19 protein-coding genes are annotated in these 18,467 nt (G+C 45.9%); 12 read left to right on the top strand and 7 right to left on the bottom strand.

All coding sequences use genetic code 11. The features are described from left to right. Positions 1–136 precede the first annotated feature (136 nt). The 8 genes from sdhC to sucD all read left to right on the top strand — a co-directional run bounded on the left by sdhC (position 137) and on the right by sucD (position 9,764). Positions 137–529 carry a succinate dehydrogenase cytochrome b556 subunit gene (gene sdhC / locus AC5O63_RS18435; protein WP_004744511.1) on the top strand — a complete coding sequence of 131 codons (393 nt, stop codon included), beginning with the start codon at positions 137–139 and terminating at the stop codon, positions 527–529. Continuing rightward, the gene (gene sdhD / locus AC5O63_RS18430) at positions 523–867 is read left to right on the top strand and encodes a succinate dehydrogenase, hydrophobic membrane anchor protein (RefSeq protein WP_004744512.1); all 345 of its coding nucleotides are present in this window, start codon (positions 523–525) and stop codon (positions 865–867) included. The genes sdhC and sdhD overlap by 7 nt, the downstream gene beginning before the upstream one ends. Then, the gene (gene sdhA / locus AC5O63_RS18425) at positions 868–2,634 is read left to right on the top strand and encodes a succinate dehydrogenase flavoprotein subunit (protein WP_171322376.1); all 1,767 of its coding nucleotides are present in this window, start codon (positions 868–870) and stop codon (positions 2,632–2,634) included. 18 nt (positions 2,635–2,652) lie between these two features. Further along, positions 2,653–3,363, top strand: coding sequence for a succinate dehydrogenase iron-sulfur subunit (locus AC5O63_RS18420; RefSeq protein WP_004744514.1), 711 nt, complete (start codon positions 2,653–2,655; stop codon positions 3,361–3,363). Positions 3,364–3,455: 92 nt separating this feature from the next. Next, positions 3,456–6,281, top strand: coding sequence for a 2-oxoglutarate dehydrogenase E1 component (sucA, locus tag AC5O63_RS18415; protein WP_494505861.1), 2,826 nt, complete (start codon positions 3,456–3,458; stop codon positions 6,279–6,281). A gap of 28 nt (positions 6,282–6,309) precedes the next feature. Next, entirely contained in the window at positions 6,310–7,518 is a 1,209-nt protein-coding gene (gene odhB / locus AC5O63_RS18410) for a 2-oxoglutarate dehydrogenase complex dihydrolipoyllysine-residue succinyltransferase (protein ID WP_494505860.1), read from the top strand. A gap of 207 nt (positions 7,519–7,725) precedes the next feature. Next, the gene (gene sucC / locus AC5O63_RS18405; protein ID WP_004744517.1) at positions 7,726–8,892 is read left to right on the top strand and encodes an ADP-forming succinate--CoA ligase subunit beta; all 1,167 of its coding nucleotides are present in this window, start codon (positions 7,726–7,728) and stop codon (positions 8,890–8,892) included. Further along, positions 8,892–9,764 carry a succinate--CoA ligase subunit alpha gene (sucD, locus tag AC5O63_RS18400; RefSeq protein ID WP_004744518.1) on the top strand — a complete coding sequence of 291 codons (873 nt, stop codon included), beginning with the start codon at positions 8,892–8,894 and terminating at the stop codon, positions 9,762–9,764. The genes sucC and sucD overlap by 1 nt, the downstream gene beginning before the upstream one ends. 84 nt (positions 9,765–9,848) lie before the next feature. On the opposite strand, the gene AC5O63_RS18395 is transcribed toward sucD, so the two are convergent. Then, complete coding sequence (locus AC5O63_RS18395) at positions 9,849–10,136, bottom strand: hypothetical protein (RefSeq protein WP_171322379.1); 288 nt, start codon at positions 10,134–10,136, stop codon at positions 9,849–9,851. 787 nt (positions 10,137–10,923) lie between these two features. Between AC5O63_RS18395 and AC5O63_RS18390 the strand changes: the two genes are divergently transcribed. Continuing rightward, positions 10,924–11,442 carry a GNAT family N-acetyltransferase gene (locus tag AC5O63_RS18390; RefSeq protein WP_367938910.1) on the top strand — a complete coding sequence of 173 codons (519 nt, stop codon included), beginning with the start codon at positions 10,924–10,926 and terminating at the stop codon, positions 11,440–11,442. Here AC5O63_RS18390 and AC5O63_RS18385 read toward each other — a convergent pair. Together AC5O63_RS18385 and AC5O63_RS18380 are read right to left on the bottom strand one after the other, a co-directional pair. Further along, on the bottom strand, positions 11,390–11,689 hold the full coding sequence (locus AC5O63_RS18385; RefSeq protein WP_004744522.1) for a DUF3301 domain-containing protein: 300 nt from the start codon (positions 11,687–11,689) through the stop codon (positions 11,390–11,392). The genes AC5O63_RS18390 and AC5O63_RS18385 overlap by 53 nt on opposite strands. A gap of 2 nt (positions 11,690–11,691) precedes the next feature. Then, positions 11,692–12,729, bottom strand: coding sequence for a DUF3549 family protein (locus AC5O63_RS18380; RefSeq protein ID WP_494505859.1), 1,038 nt, complete (start codon positions 12,727–12,729; stop codon positions 11,692–11,694). A 76-nt stretch (positions 12,730–12,805) separates the two neighbouring features. Between AC5O63_RS18380 and AC5O63_RS18375 the strand changes: the two genes are divergently transcribed. After that, the gene (locus AC5O63_RS18375; protein WP_494505858.1) at positions 12,806–13,120 is read left to right on the top strand and encodes a YqcC family protein; all 315 of its coding nucleotides are present in this window, start codon (positions 12,806–12,808) and stop codon (positions 13,118–13,120) included. After that, entirely contained in the window at positions 13,120–13,845 is a 726-nt protein-coding gene (truC, locus tag AC5O63_RS18370) for a tRNA pseudouridine(65) synthase TruC (protein WP_494505857.1), read from the top strand. The genes AC5O63_RS18375 and truC overlap by 1 nt, the downstream gene beginning before the upstream one ends. Positions 13,846–13,894: 49 nt before the next feature. On the opposite strand, the gene AC5O63_RS18365 is transcribed toward truC, so the two are convergent. The 4 genes from AC5O63_RS18365 to xseB all read right to left on the bottom strand — a co-directional run bounded on the left by AC5O63_RS18365 (position 13,895) and on the right by xseB (position 17,436). After that, positions 13,895–14,185: a Bor family protein gene (locus AC5O63_RS18365; protein WP_004744526.1), complete on the bottom strand. Its 291-nt coding sequence runs from the start codon at positions 14,183–14,185 to the stop codon at positions 13,895–13,897. Between the two features lie 213 nt (positions 14,186–14,398). After that, positions 14,399–16,264 carry a 1-deoxy-D-xylulose-5-phosphate synthase gene (gene dxs / locus AC5O63_RS18360; protein ID WP_494505856.1) on the bottom strand — a complete coding sequence of 622 codons (1,866 nt, stop codon included), beginning with the start codon at positions 16,262–16,264 and terminating at the stop codon, positions 14,399–14,401. Between the two features lie 22 nt (positions 16,265–16,286). Beyond that, positions 16,287–17,171 carry a (2E,6E)-farnesyl diphosphate synthase gene (gene ispA / locus AC5O63_RS18355; RefSeq protein WP_494505855.1) on the bottom strand — a complete coding sequence of 295 codons (885 nt, stop codon included), beginning with the start codon at positions 17,169–17,171 and terminating at the stop codon, positions 16,287–16,289. A 19-nt stretch (positions 17,172–17,190) separates the two neighbouring features. Further along, on the bottom strand, positions 17,191–17,436 hold the full coding sequence (gene xseB, locus AC5O63_RS18350; protein ID WP_004744529.1) for an exodeoxyribonuclease VII small subunit: 246 nt from the start codon (positions 17,434–17,436) through the stop codon (positions 17,191–17,193). A gap of 261 nt (positions 17,437–17,697) precedes the next feature. Here xseB and pomA point away from each other — a divergent pair, with 261 nt between their 5' ends. After that, positions 17,698–18,462 (top strand): flagellar motor protein PomA, encoded by a 765-nt coding sequence (pomA, locus tag AC5O63_RS18345; protein WP_494505854.1) that lies wholly within the window; start codon positions 17,698–17,700, stop codon positions 18,460–18,462. Positions 18,463–18,467: the final 5 nt, after the last annotated feature.

Below are 18,467 nucleotides of genomic sequence, written 5' to 3'. Positions count from 1 at the left end.
AGTTTTAATCCTTGTTGTTAACAATTATTTTACAAAATACTCCGGCAATTGTTGCAGTCTAGTGTTAAATAAATGTTAACTTTTGTAGGTTTGCAATCAAAATTCGTTCATAACTATAAATGCTCAATGGAGCTGAGTGAGCAAGCCCGTGAAAGAAAGAAAGTCAAGACCTGTTAATTTAGATTTACAGACCGTAAGCTTTCCGATCACTGCAATCGCATCAATCTTACACCGTGTGTCCGGTGTAATTACGTTTGTCGCAATCGGAATCCTGCTTTGGTTACTATCCATTTCTCTATCCTCCCCAGTCGGTTACGCACAAGCTGTTGACTTAGTCGATGGTTTCTTTGTGAAGTTTATCTTATGGGGCATTCTAACGGCTTTGGCCTATCACATTGCAGGTGGCATTCGTCACTTACTAATGGATCTTGGTCATTTTGAAGAGCTGGAATCTGGCGCGATGAGCGCTAAGGTTGCATTCGCAGCAACAGCCGTTCTGTCTCTACTGGCGGGGGTAATGGTATGGTAAAACACATTTCATCTTTTGGTCGTAATGGTGTGCACGATTTCTTATTGATTCGTGCGACTGCAATCATTATGACGCTTTACACTATCTATCTGGTTAGCTTCTGCGCTTTCACAGATATTTCTTACGTATCTTGGACCCAGTTCTTTGGTGGTACCTTCACTAAAGTGTTTACAATGCTGGCGCTTGTATCTGTTCTAATTCACGCGTGGATTGGTTTATGGCAGGTACTGACTGATTACATCAAGTGCGCCAAGCTTCGTGGTGGCCTACAGCTAGCTATCATTGCTGTATTGTTCGGTTACTTCTTCTCTGGTCTATTTATTCTGTGGGGTGCGTAAGTGTCTATTCCAGTTCGCGAATTTGATGCCGTAGTAATCGGCGCTGGTGGTGCAGGCATGCGCGCTGCACTGCAAATCTCTGAGCAAGGCCTATCTTGTGCATTGCTTTCTAAAGTTTTTCCAACTCGTTCACACACTGTTTCTGCACAAGGTGGTATCACGGTTGCGCTAGGTAATGCGCACGAGGATCACTGGGAACAGCATATGTACGATACCGTTAAAGGTTCCGACTATATTGGTGACCAAGACGCAATCGAATACATGTGTAAAAACGGACCAGAGTCAGTGATTGAATTAGAGAAAATGGGTCTCCCATTCTCTCGCTTTGACAATGGTAGAATCTACCAACGTCCGTTTGGCGGACAGTCGAAGAACTTCGGTGGTGAGCAAGCAGCACGTACAGCTGCAGCGGCTGACCGTACAGGTCACGCTCTACTTCACACGCTATACCAACAAAACGTTAAGCACAAAACAACTATCTTCTCAGAGTGGTATGCACTCGACCTAGTTAAGAATGAAGATGGCGCAGTTCTTGGCTGTACAGCCCTTTGTATGGAAACGGGCGAAGTTTGTTACTTCAAATCGAAAGCAACCATTCTGGCGACAGGTGGTGCTGGCCGTATTTACGCTTCAACAACTAACGCTCACATCAACACGGGTGATGGCGTTGGTATGGCACTACGCGCTGGCGTTCCAATGCAAGATATGGAAATGTGGCAGTTCCACCCAACAGGTATCGCTGGAGCCGGTGTTCTGGTAACTGAAGGTTGTCGTGGTGAAGGTGGTTATCTACTGAATAAAGACGGTGAACGCTTCATGGAGCGTTACGCACCTAACGCGAAAGACCTTGCTGGTCGTGATGTTGTTGCTCGTTCAATGATGATCGAAATCCGTGAAGGTCGCGGCTGCGATGGTCCTTGGGGTCCTCACATTAAACTGAAACTGGATCACCTAGGTAAAGAGACGCTTGAGTCACGCCTGCCGGGTGTTTGTGAGCTATCTCGTACCTTTGCTCACGTCGATCCAGTGAAAGAGCCAATTCCGGTAATCCCGACTTGTCACTACATGATGGGTGGCATTCCAACTCAAGTTTCTGGTCAGGCTATTAAGCAAGATGAAGCGGGCGCTGATGTTGAAGTTCAAGGTCTATTTGCTTGTGGTGAGATCGCATCTGTATCTGTTCACGGTGCAAACCGCCTAGGTGGTAACTCTCTACTAGACTTAGTTGTATTTGGTCGCGCTACAGGCCTACACCTTGGTGAAACACTGGCTAAGCAAGCTGAAGCTAAGCCAGCAACGGAAGCTGACATTGAGCGTTCACTAGAGCGTTACAACCGTTGGGAAAATAGCACGGAAGGCGAAGATCCAGCGCAAATTCGCAAAGATCTGCAACAATGTATGCAGAACAACTTCTCGGTATTCCGTGAAGGTGATGCAATGGCAAAAGGTTTAGAAGAGCTAAAAGTTATTCGTGAGCGCCTGAAGAATGCTCACCTTTCTGACAAGTCGACAGAGTTTAACACCCAGCGTATTGAGTGTTTAGAGCTAGAAAACTTGATGGAAACTGCTTATGCAACGGCTGTTGCGGCTAACTACCGTACAGAAAGTCGCGGTGCACACGCTCGCTTTGATTTCCCAGACCGTGATGATGAGCAGTGGCTATGCCACTCAATCTATAATCCGGACAATGAAGCTATGACAAAGCGTGGTGTAAACATGGAGCCAATCCATCGTGAAGCATTCCCGCCTAAAGCGCGTACGTACTAGGGAGAGGAGGATAATATTATGAAACTGAATTTCTCTTTGTACCGCTACAATCCGGATGTCGATCAAAAGCCATACATGAAGGACTACACGTTGGAAGTAGAAGAAGGATCAGACATGATGCTTCTAGACGCGTTGATTCTGCTAAAAGAGCAAGATCCAACGATCTCTTTCCGTCGTTCTTGTCGTGAGGGTGTATGTGGCTCAGATGGTCTAAACATGAACGGTAAGAATGGCCTAGCTTGTATCACACCACTTTCTGCATTAAGCGGTGACAAGATAGTCATCCGTCCACTGCCTGGTTTGCCTGTTGTTCGAGATCTTATCGTTGACATGACACAGTTCTACGATAACTATGCGAAAGTTAAGCCATTCTTGATTGATGACGGCGCGCTGCCACCATCACGAGAGAACCTGCAAACGCCTGATGAGCGCGCGCATTTGGATGGTTTATATGAATGTATTATGTGTGCATGTTGTACGACGTCATGCCCATCATTCTGGTGGAATCCAGATAAATTTATCGGTCCTGCAGGTCTTCTTGCGGCGTATCGTTGGCTAATTGATAGCCGTGATACAGCGACAGATGAACGTTTGTCAAATCTTGATGATGCATTTAGCGTTTTCCGTTGCCATGGCATCATGAATTGTGTAAGTGTTTGTCCTAAGGGACTAAATCCTACGAAGGCAATCGGTCATATTAAGACGATGCTTGTAAACCGTTCGATTTAATTAACAAAAAATTGCCGACCCATTCTGGGTCGGCTCTTAATAGCTCGGCGTAAGACCGAAGCAAACGTGAAAACTACTGGTTAAGGGAAAATATGCACAACGGCGTGATGAAGGCGTGGCTCGAGTCTTCACACTTGGCTGGCGCCAATGCAACGTATGTAGAGGACCTCTACGAACTGTATCTAAGTGATCCCGATCTGGTAAGTGAGGAGTGGAAACGTGTTTTTGATGGCTTGCCTAAGCCTTCAGAAGAGGTGGTTGAACAACCCCATTCACGTGTCCGTGACTACTTCCGACGACTCGCTCAAGAAACAAAGCATTACAATGTCCAAGTTAGTGATCCTGATGTCGACGCTAAACAGGTAAAAGTACTTCAATTAATCAATGCTTACCGCTTTCGTGGTCATGAAGCGGCACAGCTTGACCCTCTAGGTTTATGGCAACGTCCACCAGTGGCGGAGCTAGATCCTGCATTCCACAATCTTACCGAAGACGATCTAGAAGAAACTTTCAACGTGGGTTCTTTTGCTATTGGCAAAGACACCATGCAATTGAAAGACATCCACTCGTCACTGAACAAAATTTACTGTGGCTCTATCGGTGCTGAATACATGCACATGACAGACACTGAGCAAAAACGTTGGATCCAGCAGCGTTTAGAGTCAGTGGTCGGTCAGCCGTCATTCAGCAAAGAAGAAAAACAAGAATTCCTCGAAGAGCTAACAGCAGCAGAAGGTTTAGAGCGCTATCTTGGTGCGAAATTCCCGGGTGCAAAGCGTTTCTCTCTAGAAGGTGGTGATGCCCTAATCCCTATGACGAAAGAGTTAATTCGTCATGCGGGTAAGAGCGGTATGCGCGAAGTCGTGATTGGTATGGCACACCGTGGCCGTCTGAACATGCTTGTGAACGTACTTGGTAAGAAGCCACAAGATCTATTTGATGAGTTTGCTGGTAAACATGACGACACTTGGGGTACAGGTGACGTTAAGTACCACCAAGGCTTCTCAGCAGACTTTGCGACACCAGGTGGTGATGTTCACTTAGCACTTGCGTTTAACCCGTCTCACCTTGAGATCGTTAACCCTGTAGTTATCGGTTCGGTGCGCGCGCGCCAAGACCGTTTAGGTGATACAGAAGGTAATACCGTTCTTCCTATTACCATTCATGGTGACTCTGCGATCGCAGGCCAAGGTGTTGTGGCTGAAACATTTAACATGTCTCAGGCACGAGGTTTCCGCGTAGGTGGTACGGTTCGCATCGTTGTAAACAACCAAGTTGGCTTTACAACATCTAACCCGACCGACACACGTTCGACTATGTACTGTACCGATATCGCTAAGATGGTTCAGGCACCAATTTTCCACGTTAATGCTGATGATCCAGAAGCGGTTGCTTTTGTCACTCGTATTGCGCTGGATTACCGTAACGAATTTAAACGTGATGTTGTGATTGACTTGGTTTGTTACCGTCGTCATGGTCACAACGAAGCGGATGAGCCAAACGCGACTCAACCGTTGATGTACCAAAAAATCAAGAAACACCCAACCCCGCGTAAGCTTTATGCTGACGTGCTGATTGAACGTGGTGATTTTGGTATTGATACAGCAACCCAGTATGTCAATGAATACCGTGATGCATTAGATCGCGGTGAAGTCGTGGTTAAAGAATGGCGCCCGATGGCGTTGCACTCAGTAGACTGGTCTCCATACCTTGGGCACGACTGGGATACGGAATGGAATAGTAAATTCGATACTAAGCGTTTACTAGAGCTTGGTCAGCGTCTGTGTACTTACCCTGAAAGTCACAAGCTGCAAAGCCGAGTGAACAAGCTATACAACGATCGTACAGCGATGTTGAGCGGTGAAAAAGCGATTGACTGGGGGATGGCTGAAACTTTGGCTTACGCAACTCTGGTTGACGATGGCAAGCGCATTCGTATTTCTGGTCAAGACTCTGGTCGTGGTACTTTCTTCCACCGCCACTCAGTTTTGCACAACCAAAATGACGCGAGCACTTTTGTTCCGCTAGCAAATATTCACGACAAGCAAGGCCCATTTGAAGTCTTTGACTCTGTTCTATCTGAAGAAGCAGTACTGGCATTTGAGTACGGTTACGCGACAGCAGAACCAAGTGGCCTAACTATTTGGGAAGCGCAGTTTGGTGATTTTGCCAACGGTGCTCAAGTAGTGATTGACCAGTTTATTTCATCAGGTGAGCAAAAATGGGCACGTTTATGTGGTCTGACTATGCTTCTTCCTCATGGTTATGAAGGTCAAGGCCCAGAACACTCATCAGCTCGCCTAGAGCGTTACCTACAGCTTTGTGCTGAGCAAAACATGCAGGTTGTCGTACCTTCTACACCAGCTCAGGTTTACCACATGATTCGTCGCCAGGTTGTAAGACCTATGCGTCGCCCACTTGTAGTGATGTCTCCTAAATCATTGCTGCGTCACCCGCTTTGTACTTCGACAATTGAAGACCTAGCTGAGGGCACATTCCAAGCGGCAATTGGTGAAATTGACAGCCTAGAAGCTGCGAAAGTGAAACGCGTGGTTTTCTGTTCAGGTAAAGTTTACTTCGATCTGCTAGAGCAGCGTCGTAACAATGAACAAGATGATGTGGCGATTGTTCGTATCGAGCAGCTTTATCCATTCCCTCTTGAGGAAGTAAAAGCCGCTATCGAGCAATACATTAACGTTGAAGATTACGTTTGGTGTCAAGAAGAGCCGCAAAACCAAGGCGCTTGGTACTCTAGCCAACACAACTTCCGTGCTGCAATCCCAGCCGGCGCTGATCTGAAATACGCTGGTCGCCCAGCTTCAGCATCACCTGCAGTAGGCTACATGTCAGTACACTTGAAACAACAAAAAGCGCTAGTTGATGATGCGCTTAACGTGAATACAAAAACTTCGGACTAAGAACTAGAAGTTAAAGGAAGAAACAGATATGACAATTGAAATTCTGGTTCCAGATTTACCTGAATCGGTTGCTGACGCAACAGTCGCAACATGGCACAAACAACCTGGTGACGCAGTAGAGCGTGACGAGGTTCTAGTAGATATCGAAACGGATAAAGTGGTTCTTGAAGTACCTGCTCCAGAAGCGGGCGTTCTAGAAGCCATCATCGAAGAAGAAGGTGCAACCGTACTTTCAAAGCAGCTAATCGCTAAGCTTAAGCCGGGTGCTGTTGCAGGTGAGCCGACTAAAGACACGACTGAAGAGTCTGAAGCGTCTCCTGATAAGCGTCATAAAGCGTCGCTAACAGAAGAAAGCAACGATGCACTAAGTCCAGCAGTTCGCCGCCTACTAGGTGAGCACGGTCTAGAAGCGAGCCAAGTGAAAGGCACTGGTGTTGGCGGTCGTATCACACGTGAAGATATCGAAGCGCACCTTGCTAAGGTGAAAGAAGCGCCGAAAGCAGATGCTCCGGCAGCAGTCGAAGCACCAGCTACAGCGCGTAGCCAAAAGCGTGTTCCAATGACTCGTCTACGTAAAACAGTTGCAAATCGTCTTCTTGAAGCGAAGAACAACACTGCAATGTTGACTACGTTTAACGAAGTCAACATGAAGCCAATCATGGACCTTCGTAAGCAGTACAAAGACCAGTTCGAAGAGCGTCACGGTATTCGTCTAGGCTTTATGTCTTTCTACGTGAAAGCGGTAACGGAAGCACTGAAACGTTACCCAGAAGTCAACGCGTCTATCGACGGTGAAGACATCGTTTACCACAACTACTTTGACATCAGCATGGCTGTTTCGACGCCACGTGGTCTAGTGACACCAGTACTAAAAGACTGTGACACATTAGGTTTCGCTGATGTTGAAAAAGGCATCAAAGAGCTAGCAATCAAAGGCCGTGACGGCAAGCTAACTGTTGATGAGCTAATGGGTGGTAACTTCACTATCACTAACGGTGGCGTATTCGGTTCTCTAATGTCTACGCCTATCATCAACCCACCTCAATCGGCGATTCTTGGTATGCACAAGATCCAAGAGCGTCCAATGGCGGTGGATGGCAAGGTTGAAATCCTGCCTATGATGTACCTAGCGTTGTCTTACGATCACCGTCTAATCGATGGTCGTGAGTCTGTGGGCTTCCTAGTAACGATTAAAGAGCTACTAGAAGATCCAGCGCGTCTGCTATTAGACGTTTAATATCGCTAAAACGTCTAGCGGCCGTTGGTGGCTAGACGTTCGATAGTTTTCAAGGCTAGACTGGCTCAACTGTCTGGCCTTCACTTGAATCTTATCTACCTGCACAGCGAGATAAGATTGATTTGAGAAGACCCTACAGACGTCCGCTGACATAGCGGCGTTATGGAAATAATAATCCCTACAAGGGAAAATAAACGGAATATCAAAATGAATTTGCATGAATACCAAGCCAAACAGCTGTTTGCAGAATTCGGTTTGCCTGTACCGGAAGGTTACGCGTGTGATACACCACAAGAAGCTTTTGAAGCTGCAGGTCGTATCTCTACAGAGAAGAAAGTCGTTAAATGTCAGGTTCACGCAGGTGGACGTGGTAAAGCGGGTGGCGTTGAGCTGCACGATACTAAAGATGGCGTTAAAGAGTTTGCACAAAAGTGGCTAGGTAAAAACCTAGTGACTTACCAAACAGATGCAAATGGTCAGCCTGTTACTAAAATCCTAGTTGAAGAAGCATCAAACATTGCTAACGAACTTTACCTAGGTGCGGTTGTAGACCGTGCAACGCGTAAAGTTGTATTCATGGCATCGACTGAAGGTGGTGTTGAAATCGAGAAAGTTGCAGAAGAGACTCCAGAGTTGATTCACAAAGCAGCGATCGATCCACTTGTTGGTCCTCAAGCTTATCAAGGCCGTGAGCTAGCATTCAAGCTAGGTCTTGAAGGCGATCAAATCAAACAGTTTGTTAAGATCTTCATGGGTCTTGGTAACATGTTCTCTCAGTACGATTTAGCGCTACTAGAGATCAATCCTCTTGTTATTACTGGCGAAGGCAACCTGCTATGTCTAGACGGTAAGATCAACATCGACTCTAACGCTATGTACCGTCAGCCTAAGTTGCGTGAAATGCACGATCCTTCGCAAGAAGACGAGCGTGAAGCACATGCAGCTCAGTGGGAACTTAACTACGTAGCACTAGACGGCAACGTTGGCTGTATGGTTAACGGCGCAGGCCTAGCTATGGGTACGATGGATATCGTAAACCTACACGGTGGTAAGCCAGCTAACTTCCTAGATGTAGGTGGCGGCGCAACGAAAGAGCGTGTAGCAGAAGCATTCAAGATCATCCTATCTGATGACAATGTAAAAGCAGTACTAGTTAACATCTTCGGTGGTATCGTTCGCTGTGACATGATCGCTGAAGGTATTATCGGTGCGGTTAAAGAGGTAGGCGTAAGCGTACCAGTAGTTGTTCGTCTAGAAGGTACTAACGCAGACCTAGGTCGCGAAGTTCTTGCTAATTCTGATGTTGATATCATTGCAGCTGAGTCGTTAACTGACGCAGCTCAGAAAGTTGTTGCTGCTGCGGAGGGCAAATAATGTCTGTACTAATTAATAAAGACACGAAAGTAATCTGTCAGGGTTTCACTGGTGGTCAAGGTACTTTCCACTCTGAGCAAGCTATCGCATACGGCACGCAGATGGTTGGTGGCGTTTCTCCAGGTAAAGGCGGTCAAACTCACCTTGGTCTACCTGTATTCAACACAGTACGTGATGCAGTAGAAGCAACTGGCGCGACAGCAACAGTAATCTACGTTCCTGCTCCTTTCTGTAAAGACGCTATTTTAGAAGCGATTGACGCGGGCATTGAGCTGATCGTAACAATCACTGAAGGTATCCCAACAACGGATATGATCGACGTGAAAGTGAAGCTAGAAGAAACTGGCGTTCGTATGATCGGTCCTAACTGTCCAGGTCTTATCACTCCTGATGAGTGTAAGATTGGTATCATGCCTGGTCACATCCACAAGAAGGGTAAAGTCGGTATCGTTTCTCGCTCTGGTACACTTACGTACGAAGCGGTTAAGCAGACTACAGACGAAGGCTTTGGTCAGTCTACTTGTGTTGGTATCGGTGGTGACCCAATTCCAGGTTCAAACTTCATTGATATCCTAAAACTGTTCCAAGAAGACCCAGAAACAGAAGCAATCGTAATGATTGGTGAGATCGGTGGTACAGCTGAAGAAGAAGCAGCAGCGTTCATCAAAGAGAACGTGACTAAGCCAGTAGTTTCTTACATTGCTGGTGTAACGGCTCCTCCAGGTAAGCGTATGGGTCACGCAGGTGCAATCATCTCTGGTGGTAAAGGTACTGCGGAAGACAAGTTTGCTGCACTAGAAGCAGCAGGTGTTAAGACGGTTAAATCTCTTGCAGACATCGGTAAAGGTCTACGCGAAATCACAGGTTGGTAATTTAGCCAAATGTGATAAATAAGGCTTGGCATTCGCCAAGCCTTTTGTTTTTTGTGCTCTCCAGCTCTCCAGCTCTCCAGCTTTTTATCCCGCTAACTTCTTCTCAATCGCAACCAGTCTTGCGGTTAAATCAGCAACCTCTTGCTCCAATTGCTTTATACGATCCTGATCGCTTGATTCAGTTTTCGCTGCGACTTCGACTTTTGGTACACGGTTAGAGCTCTTCCAGCTTTTTAATGTAGTGATTAAAGCAGGCATCGGGACAGAGGTACTCAAGCGCGCTTTGACCAAGGCTACAGTCGGCTCCTTTCCTTCTGCGTGTAATTGTTCAAGGATATCTTTTAGCTCTTGGCTAACATCTTGAGTAAGCATAAAACCTCCATTGTGTTGTGAACACCAATAATACTGAGCTTAGCAATAATTGACTAATGGAAAATTAAGAAATGGTGTGTGCGAGATTTCTCACAAGTGATGTAAGACAAAGTGCGTTTTAAACACGGCAATAGTCTCTGGTGTTAAATTAACTTATTGATTTAGCGTGAGTTGTTGGTTTGTTTCTAACTTGTTTCAATAATGGTTTTCTTTCATCGCATTGTCTTAAAGGCGAATTCGAGTAAATTAGAAGGTGTCGGAAGGATGCTGACACGGAACAGGAAATACCAAGGATTGGGAATCTTCAGGATGAAGATTGGTTGACGAGGAACGTTGATCAAGCATGGAGCGAAAGGACATTGTAAGGATACGTTCGCTAACAGGATGTTAGTGGCAAGGATGACAATGGACACCTCTAGGATGAGGCTAGGACAGTATCAGGATGATACAAAGGACACCGCTCAAGGAACAAGTGATGTGGAGCTGACGAGGAATGTTAGCTATCAGGACGATTAGGACACCGCTAGGAAGGCGAAGGCAGGATTTTACTGAAGGATTCAGTAACTATTAAGGAAGATGCATGGAGCACCTTTTGTAGCCGGATTGCTGCGAGTAAGACTATAGCCCCGATACTAACGTATCGGGGCTTTTCTTAGATCTCACCTTTATAAAAAACTCTAACAACATCATTCAAAAAACTACCTAGATCAATAAAGGTATTTAAAAGTTGGTTTAACTTTTCGGCTTTGTTTTACAAGACAATTTTGGCTGCTAACAAGGATGTGTCATGACTATAGTGACTCGCCGTGCGTTATTGGTTCCCTATAACGACTCATTACAATCTGAATTTTTGATGCTCAATTGCTGTGCCATCAATCGCGCTCAGATGAACGGTGCCCATACGGTGTCGTCTGCAAAGAAACTATTTGAAAAAGTCCTGAATGACCGAAATATCTATGCTATGGCAGTGTTAGACAGCCATACTCGCGACTTTATCGGTCATGTGTTTATCTCAGACCTAGATAGCCAGCCAGAGCTCGGATACATTTTCGATAAAGATTATTGGGGTAGAGGTATTGCAAGTGAAGTGTTGCAAGCGTTTTTCCCTAAAGCAGTTAGAGATTTAAATCTAGATAGGGTACTAGCGACAGCCAATGTAGGACACGAACCGTCGGTACGTATTCTGCAAAAGCTAGGTTTCAAGCTAAATGCACACAAGAAAGATACATTTGGTCCGTTTGATGAGTATCTGTTTACATCCGATGTGGTGGAAGCTCAACCTTTGCTAGTCGGAAACCTTGCATAAAGATTTGGCCTTGATAGCAGTCATCGCCAAGCGAAGAAAATTCAAATTGATAAACCGAATGCCAACGCCAGACACCGTCTGGCGTTTTTAGTTTATGACCTTTAAGCGCAACGCTCAGTAGCTGTAAGTCGAGCTCTTTGCATTTACGAGCCGCAATGGTTTTAGCGAGTTCTGCTTGGCGGCGTTGTTGCCAAAACACTAGACAGATAATTGCGAGTCCGAGTATGGCAAAAAGGTCATGAATCATAGTTACGCCTTCGCTGCTTGTTGAAGGTTGATTAACGCTTTTGTTAGCTCTTCAGAAGGGCTAGAGTGAAGCAGCGGCAACAGAACCATTCGTAACTCGGGCAGCATGACAAGATCGGCAAAAAGCTGGTTGAAGAGTGCTTGATTACCCGTTTGGGCCAACCTGAGTAGAAACTGCTCGGCTATTTTCGCATCACTTAGCCAATGCCAGCTGCGCCCTGCAATACCAATCAACACCTCTTGATGGCTTAATCGCGGAGAAGCGAGTACTTGGCGAATAATTGGCAGCGAGAGCGGTTGTGATGCGCCAGATAACGCGCGCAGCAAGGCAGACAGCAGGAATAGGTCCGGTTCGTTGCTATCAATTTGCTGTTGAGCCATTTCAACTAGGCGCTGCGCTAATTTTTGCGGTAAATCGGTATGTTCTAGGGCGCCGAGTAGGGCATAGAGAGGTTCGTTAGGCAGGTGCTGCAACGCTTTTCTAACATTGACACCATTTTGTTCCTGCCCCAAGCGTGCACAGATATCTGTGACTCCTTGTAAGCCAACGGTATGCCACTTATCCCATTCTAAACCGCCAGAGAAGTAGTGCTGGGCATGCTCGTAATATTGGCTGCATGGCAGGTTCAGTTCAGCACGAATTTGGCTATGGAAAACGGCCATCTTATCTTCACCGGGTTTGAAGGTATATGGGTTATTAGATAGCTTTTGCTGCTGCTCTTCGCTCATTTCTTGATTTAAGCGCGTTCCCATTGCTTCAATTACATACTTGATGAAGTTACCCACATCGGCTTGCTTGAGTAAGCCTCGCTCGTCCAATTCAAACTTTAGAAACCATATCCACGGCTGTTGCTCTTGATTCCAATAAGCAATCGCCAAGTGGGCCTTACGCTGCATTGGGTAAGGGTAAGGTTGCTGACCTTTTTCAACATCGGCGAAGACTTTATTTTCAATCTTCTTGGTTCGGCGACCAAGATCAAACACTTGATACTGACAGTCACTGTTCGTCAACAATTGGGTAAGGGTATGAATGGTTTCCATTGGAGAATTGTCCTAACTTTCTTTCCTCTATAAATGGTACTCTTAGGGCAATTTTCAAGGTCAGTAACAAAGATAAATGACAAAAGAGAAACAATTAGCCGCACTGATTGACCGTTTAGAGCTTGCCATGAAGCAACTTGAACTATGGTGCTCAGAGCAGCCCAGCGAACAAGCGTTGGCAAGCCAGCAGCCATTCGCACTGGATACCTTAGAGCCACAAGCGTGGTTGCAATGGGTATTCATTAGCAGAATGCGAGTGATGCTTGAGCAAAAACAACCATTACCAAGTGGCTTTTCGTTGTCGCCCTATTTTGAAGAGTGTTGGAAAGAGCAACATAGCTTGCACCCAATTATAGCGATATTACGTCAGATCGATGAGGAGTGCCGTTGATGCTAGAGATAGTGTATCAAGATGAGTATTTTGTCGCGGTGAACAAACCTGCAGGCATGTTAGTTCACCGTAGCTGGTTAGATAAATACGAAACTCAATTCGTCATGCAGACCTTACGTGACCAGATAGGGCAGCATGTTTTCCCACTGCATCGACTCGATCGTCCTACATCTGGTGTGCTGATTTTTGCCCTGTCGAGCGAGGTCGCTTCTCAGGTGATGCCGATGTTTGCCAATCATGAAATGGAAAAAACGTATCACGCTATTGTCCGTGGCTGGATTGAAGAAGCGGCGCGCTTGGATTATCCGCTGAAAGTAGAGCTAGATAAAATTGCCGATAAGCACGCTAGCCAAGAGAAAGAAGCTCAGGAGGCGATCACCGATTACCAACCTGTTGCGAAAGTCGAAATTCCTCACTCTACCGGTAAGTTTCCGACGACACGTTATTGCTTGATGGAGATGAAGCCATTAACGGGGCGAAAACATCAGCTAAGACGTCATATGGCGCACTTAAGGCACCCAATTGTGGGAGATACCACACATGGCGATGGGAAGCACAATAAGCTATTTCGAGAGATCTATGATTCACACCGATTGCTACTTCATGCCTCTAGCTTGAAGTTTATTCATCCATTTACCGGACAAGAATTGATGATTAAAGCGGGTATTGATGAAACTTGGCAGAGGCTCTGTGCAGAGTTTAGCTGGGACATTCCGAAGTCGTAGAGGAAATAAACCGTCACTTTAATGCAAAGTGACGGTTGAAAAGCTGATATTACTTACAGTAAACACGCGCTTCACGAGGAGTGTAGATACCGAACGTGATAGTGCTGAATACGATATCTTTGAAAGTTTGCTGCGTTTCTACTTTAGCCACTTTATCTGCTGCTCCACATACTTGTGTTGCGTCGATTTGCTTGCTTTGACCGATACCGCTCACAAAGAAGTGATGAGTTTTTAGTTCTGTCGCTTCATTTGTTTCTTGCGCTGGTGATACAACGAACGTTTGTTGTGCACAGCCAGATGCCAATAGACTGATTGCCGCTGCGATGACAAGCTTTTTCATAACTCTTTCCTTAACTATTATAATTGGACTCAAATCGGCAAGCGTTCTAATTAGCCGGCCGAATGCAGTGTAACAAGTTTCTTATAGGTGTGTATGTCTTGAGTTTGTATTTATTTGTCATGTGATTGATTTTTGTGATGCTGATAACTGATTGAACCAGATAATAAAAAACCCTCCGAAGAGGGTTTTATCAATAACAGTTCAAGTTCCAATCTATTTGGCGATGTAATCACGAATCGATTGTTCGATGCCTACAGCATCAAGCCCCAGTTCCTGATGAAGTTCTTCTTGAGTACCTTGGGCGATGAATTTATCTGGCAAGCCAAGGTTTAGTACTGGCTTAATGATCTTTTCCTGCATCATAAACTCGATTACACCCGCACCTGCGCCGCCAGCAATGGCGTTTTCTTCTAGCGTAACCACCACATCATGCTCATCAGCGAGTTGCTTGATAAGTGCTTCATCGAGAGGTTTGACAAAGCGCATATCAGCGACGGTTGCATTGAGCGAGTCTGCTGCTTGTTGTGCACTGTTTAAGAAGGTACCAAAGTTCAGAATAGCCACTTTTTCACCTTGGCGGACAATGCGGCCTTTACCGATTTCTAGCGCCGTGAAATCTTGTTTGATTTCTGCACCTGTCCCGGTTCCACGTGGGTAACGAACCGCAGATGGACCAGTATGTTTATGGCCCGTATACAGCATCTGACGACACTCATTTTCGTCACTTGGTGCCATGATGACCATGTTCGGGATACAGCGCATAAAGCTGAGATCGAACGCGCCTTGGTGGGTCTGACCATCAGCACCAACAAGGCCTGCTCGGTCAATCGCGAACATGACGGGTAAGTCCATGATCGCAACATCATGAATGAGCTGATCATAACCACGCTGCAAGAAGGTCGAGTAGATAGCCACAATAGGGTGGTCACCTGCGATGGCCATACCTGTCGCTAACGTCACGGCGTGTTGTTCTGCGATTGCGACGTCAAAATATTGATCTGGATACTCTTTAGAGAATCTGACCATACCTGAGCCTTCACGCATTGCTGGTGTTATAGCCATCAGTTTTGGATCTTGCGCGGCCATATCACAGAGAAAATCACCAAAAATCTTCGAGTAACTTGGCTTTCCACCGCTGCTCTTAGGCAAGGACGTATGGCTAGGGTCAAACTTAGGGACACCGTGATAGCCGATCGGATCTTTTTCCGCTGGCTCATAACCTTTGCCCTTTTTGGTCATGATGTGTAAGAACTGTGGCCCTTTAAGCTCACGCATATTCTTGAGCGTTTTAACTAGCTCATTCACATCATGGCCGTCTACTGGACCAATGTAGTTAAAACCAAGTTCTTCAAATAGCGTTCCTGGGACAACCATGCCTTTAAGGTGCTCTTCAGTGCGACGAACCAGTTCTTTAATCGGTGGTACACCTGAAAGCACTTTTTTACCACCTTCACGGATAGAGGTGTATAAGCTACCAGATAGCACTTGAGCAAGATGGTTGTTAAGAGCGCCTACGTTTTCTGAAATCGACATTTCGTTGTCGTTAAGAATCACCAGCATATCAGGATGCACATCACCAGCGTGGTTCATCGCTTCAAATGCCATACCAGCTGTAATTGCACCATCACCAATCACGCTAACCACTTTACGGTTTTGCTCTTCTTTACCCGCACTGATTGCCATACCGAGTGCAGCACTGATTGAAGTCGATGAATGACCGACCGATAAGGTGTCATATTCACTTTCTTCGCGCCATGGGAAAGGATGCAATCCATCTTTCTGACGGATAGTAGACATTTGGTCACGGCGACCCGTCAGGATTTTGTGCGGGTATGCTTGATGGCCAACATCCCAAACCAATTGGTCAAATGGAGTGTTGTAGACGTAATGCAGAGCAACGGTAAGCTCAACTGTCCCTAAACCTGATGCGAGGTGACCGCTCGACTGACTTACTGAATTCAATAAGTAGGTGCGTAATTCATCACACAGTTTAGGTAGTACTTCTTTTGGAAGACTACGTAGCTCGTCAGGTGTATCTGCTAAAGCCAGTGTTGGATATTTCGAAATATCAAGAGTCATATAAAAATGCGCGCTTATAGTGTTAGTTCTTGCGCTCGACGACGTATCGGGCGAACTCTTCGAGTAACTCTGTATTGTATGGGATTGCTTCCAAAGCTTGAAGAGCTTCATTTAACAGAGTGTGAGCTTTGTTAATAGCTCCTTCCAATCCAAGCAGTGCTGGATAGGTGCTTTTGTTTAATTCTTGGTCAGAACCTTGCGGTTTGCCTAAAGTTTCTGTATCGCTGATGATATCCAAAATATCGTCTTGAACTTGAAACGCGAGGCCAATTGCATTGGCGAATGTATCAAGTTGAGGCATTACCTCTAACCCTTTATCGCCAGCGGCGAGCGCGCCAAGACGAATAGCAGATTTCATTAATGCGCCTGTCTTGTTGCGGTGAATTGCTTCCAGTTCTTGCAATGATACTTGTTTGTTCTCTGCCGCTAGGTCAAGAGCCTGTCCCATACACATGCCATTGGCACCTGAAGCATCGGCAAGAACTTTTACCATCTTTATACGGTTGCTTTCAGCGTTTGGGTTCAGTGAGCCCTCCGCGAGAATTGTAAACGCTAAGGTTTGCAGCGCGTCGCCAGTGAGAATTGCCGTTGCTTCGTCGAACTTAACATGGCAGGTTGCTTTGCCACGGCGCAGTTCATCATCATCCATAGCGGGAAGATCATCGTGGATAAGTGAGTACGCATGGATGCACTCGACGGCAGACGCTGGAGTGTCTAGGTCGTCAAGCTTGCAACCTAACATTTGTCCTGTGATGTAGACAAGAAACGGACGCGCACGTTTGCCCCCAAGCAATAAGCCATAACGCATTGCTTCAATAAGAGGTAGATTTTGGTGTGGCAGTGCTTGCAGCCAGTTTTCGAGCTGAGTATTGTTTCGCTGTTGAAGTGAGGTTAATGCCTCATGCATGGCAGACATCTTCTATAAATTATTGTTCAGGCTGAGCGTTAAAATCAGATAGTGGAGATTCATCATCATTTTGCAACAAGATGCTAACGCGCTGTTCTGCATCGCTCAGTTTTGATTGTCCTGAACGAGCAAGGGCAATGCCGCGCTCGAATTTTTTCAACGCATCTTCTAGTGCTAAATCACCATTTTCGAGGTTTTCAACGATCACATCAAGCTCTTCAATGGTCGCCTCAAAGGTCATGTTTTCTGGTTTCTTGCTCGCCATAACTATTCTACCGAGATAAAGATGCACGAAAGTTACCTTAGCCGATAATGATGGTCAAATTTAACCGAGTAAATTTGTCAGAAAAATCGAGCTTGTACGGTCATATTCTGCGCAGGTACTCAATATAGGGCTAAAGTCTATTAGGGTCCTGGCACTCAGCATCTATATTTATGTGAGTACAGTACCAATAAAATACTAAAGATCTTAAGATGTTGCCGATATAATTTGTTAGAAGCTTAAAGATAGCATGAGGAGTGCTCTGTGGATTTAGCAACGCTGGTAGGACTGATTGGCGGTTTTGCTTTCGTCATCATGGCAATGATACTGGGCGGAAGCATCATGATGTTCGTCGACGTAACGTCGATTCTTATCGTGGTGGGTGGTTCTACCTTCGTAGTGTTGATGAAATTCACTATGGGGCAGTTCTTTGGCGCAGCCAAAATCGCTGGTAAAGCGTTTATGTTTAAAGCTGACGAGCCAGAAGACTTGATTGCTAAAGTGGTTGAAATGGCGGATGCGGCACGTAAAGGTGGTTTTCTTGCTCTCGAAGAGATGGAAATTACCAATAGCTTCATGCAAAAGGGTATCGACTTGCTGGTGGATGGTCACGATGCCGATGTAGTTCGCGCAGCACTGCAAAAAGATATTGCCTTAACTGATGAGCGACATGATTTTGGTTCTAGCGTGTTTAGAGCCTTCGGTGATGTTGCACCTGCAATGGGCATGATCGGTACTCTCGTCGGTCTGGTTGCCATGCTATCAAACATGGATGACCCGAAAGCAATCGGCCCTGCAATGGCTGTTGCACTTCTTACCACACTCTATGGCGCAATTCTTTCCAACATGGTGTTCTTCCCGATCGCTGATAAGCTTTCCCTTCGTCGTGAGCAAGAAAAACTCAATCGTCGCCTTATTATGGATGGTGTGCTTGCGATTCAAGATGGTCAAAACCCACGCGTTATCGACAGCTATCTGAAGAATTACCTCAATGAAGGTAAGCGTGCCCTTGATGTAGATAACGAGTAAGGTCG

The organism is Vibrio sp. SCP2, assembly GCF_059295395.1.
The sequence above is the reverse complement of the archived record's forward strand: the minus strand, read 5'-3'. Positions and strand labels throughout refer to the sequence as shown.

Excerpts from the sequence above, each read along its gene's own strand:
- xseB (WP_004744529.1), bottom strand. The coding sequence starts at position 17,436 with ATGGCGAGCAAGAAACCAGAAAACATGACCTTTGAGGCGACCATTGAA.
- sucC (WP_004744517.1), top strand. The coding sequence starts at position 7,726 with ATGAATTTGCATGAATACCAAGCCAAACAGCTGTTTGCAGAATTCGGT.
- dxs (WP_494505856.1), bottom strand. The coding sequence starts at position 16,264 with ATGACTCTTGATATTTCGAAATATCCAACACTGGCTTTAGCAGATACA.
- AC5O63_RS18390 (WP_367938910.1), top strand. The coding sequence starts at position 10,924 with ATGACTATAGTGACTCGCCGTGCGTTATTGGTTCCCTATAACGACTCA.
- AC5O63_RS18420 (WP_004744514.1), top strand. The coding sequence starts at position 2,653 with ATGAAACTGAATTTCTCTTTGTACCGCTACAATCCGGATGTCGATCAA.
- AC5O63_RS18375 (WP_494505858.1), top strand. The coding sequence starts at position 12,806 with ATGACAAAAGAGAAACAATTAGCCGCACTGATTGACCGTTTAGAGCTT.
- AC5O63_RS18365 (WP_004744526.1), bottom strand. The coding sequence starts at position 14,185 with ATGAAAAAGCTTGTCATCGCAGCGGCAATCAGTCTATTGGCATCTGGC.
- AC5O63_RS18395 (WP_171322379.1), bottom strand. The coding sequence starts at position 10,136 with ATGCTTACTCAAGATGTTAGCCAAGAGCTAAAAGATATCCTTGAACAA.
- sucA (WP_494505861.1), top strand. The coding sequence starts at position 3,456 with ATGCACAACGGCGTGATGAAGGCGTGGCTCGAGTCTTCACACTTGGCT.
- sdhD (WP_004744512.1), top strand. The coding sequence starts at position 523 with ATGGTAAAACACATTTCATCTTTTGGTCGTAATGGTGTGCACGATTTC.
- AC5O63_RS18385 (WP_004744522.1), bottom strand. The coding sequence starts at position 11,689 with ATGATTCATGACCTTTTTGCCATACTCGGACTCGCAATTATCTGTCTA.
- odhB (WP_494505860.1), top strand. The coding sequence starts at position 6,310 with ATGACAATTGAAATTCTGGTTCCAGATTTACCTGAATCGGTTGCTGAC.
- AC5O63_RS18380 (WP_494505859.1), bottom strand. The coding sequence starts at position 12,729 with ATGGAAACCATTCATACCCTTACCCAATTGTTGACGAACAGTGACTGT.
- truC (WP_494505857.1), top strand. The coding sequence starts at position 13,120 with ATGCTAGAGATAGTGTATCAAGATGAGTATTTTGTCGCGGTGAACAAA.
- sucD (WP_004744518.1), top strand. The coding sequence starts at position 8,892 with ATGTCTGTACTAATTAATAAAGACACGAAAGTAATCTGTCAGGGTTTC.
- ispA (WP_494505855.1), bottom strand. The coding sequence starts at position 17,171 with ATGCATGAGGCATTAACCTCACTTCAACAGCGAAACAATACTCAGCTC.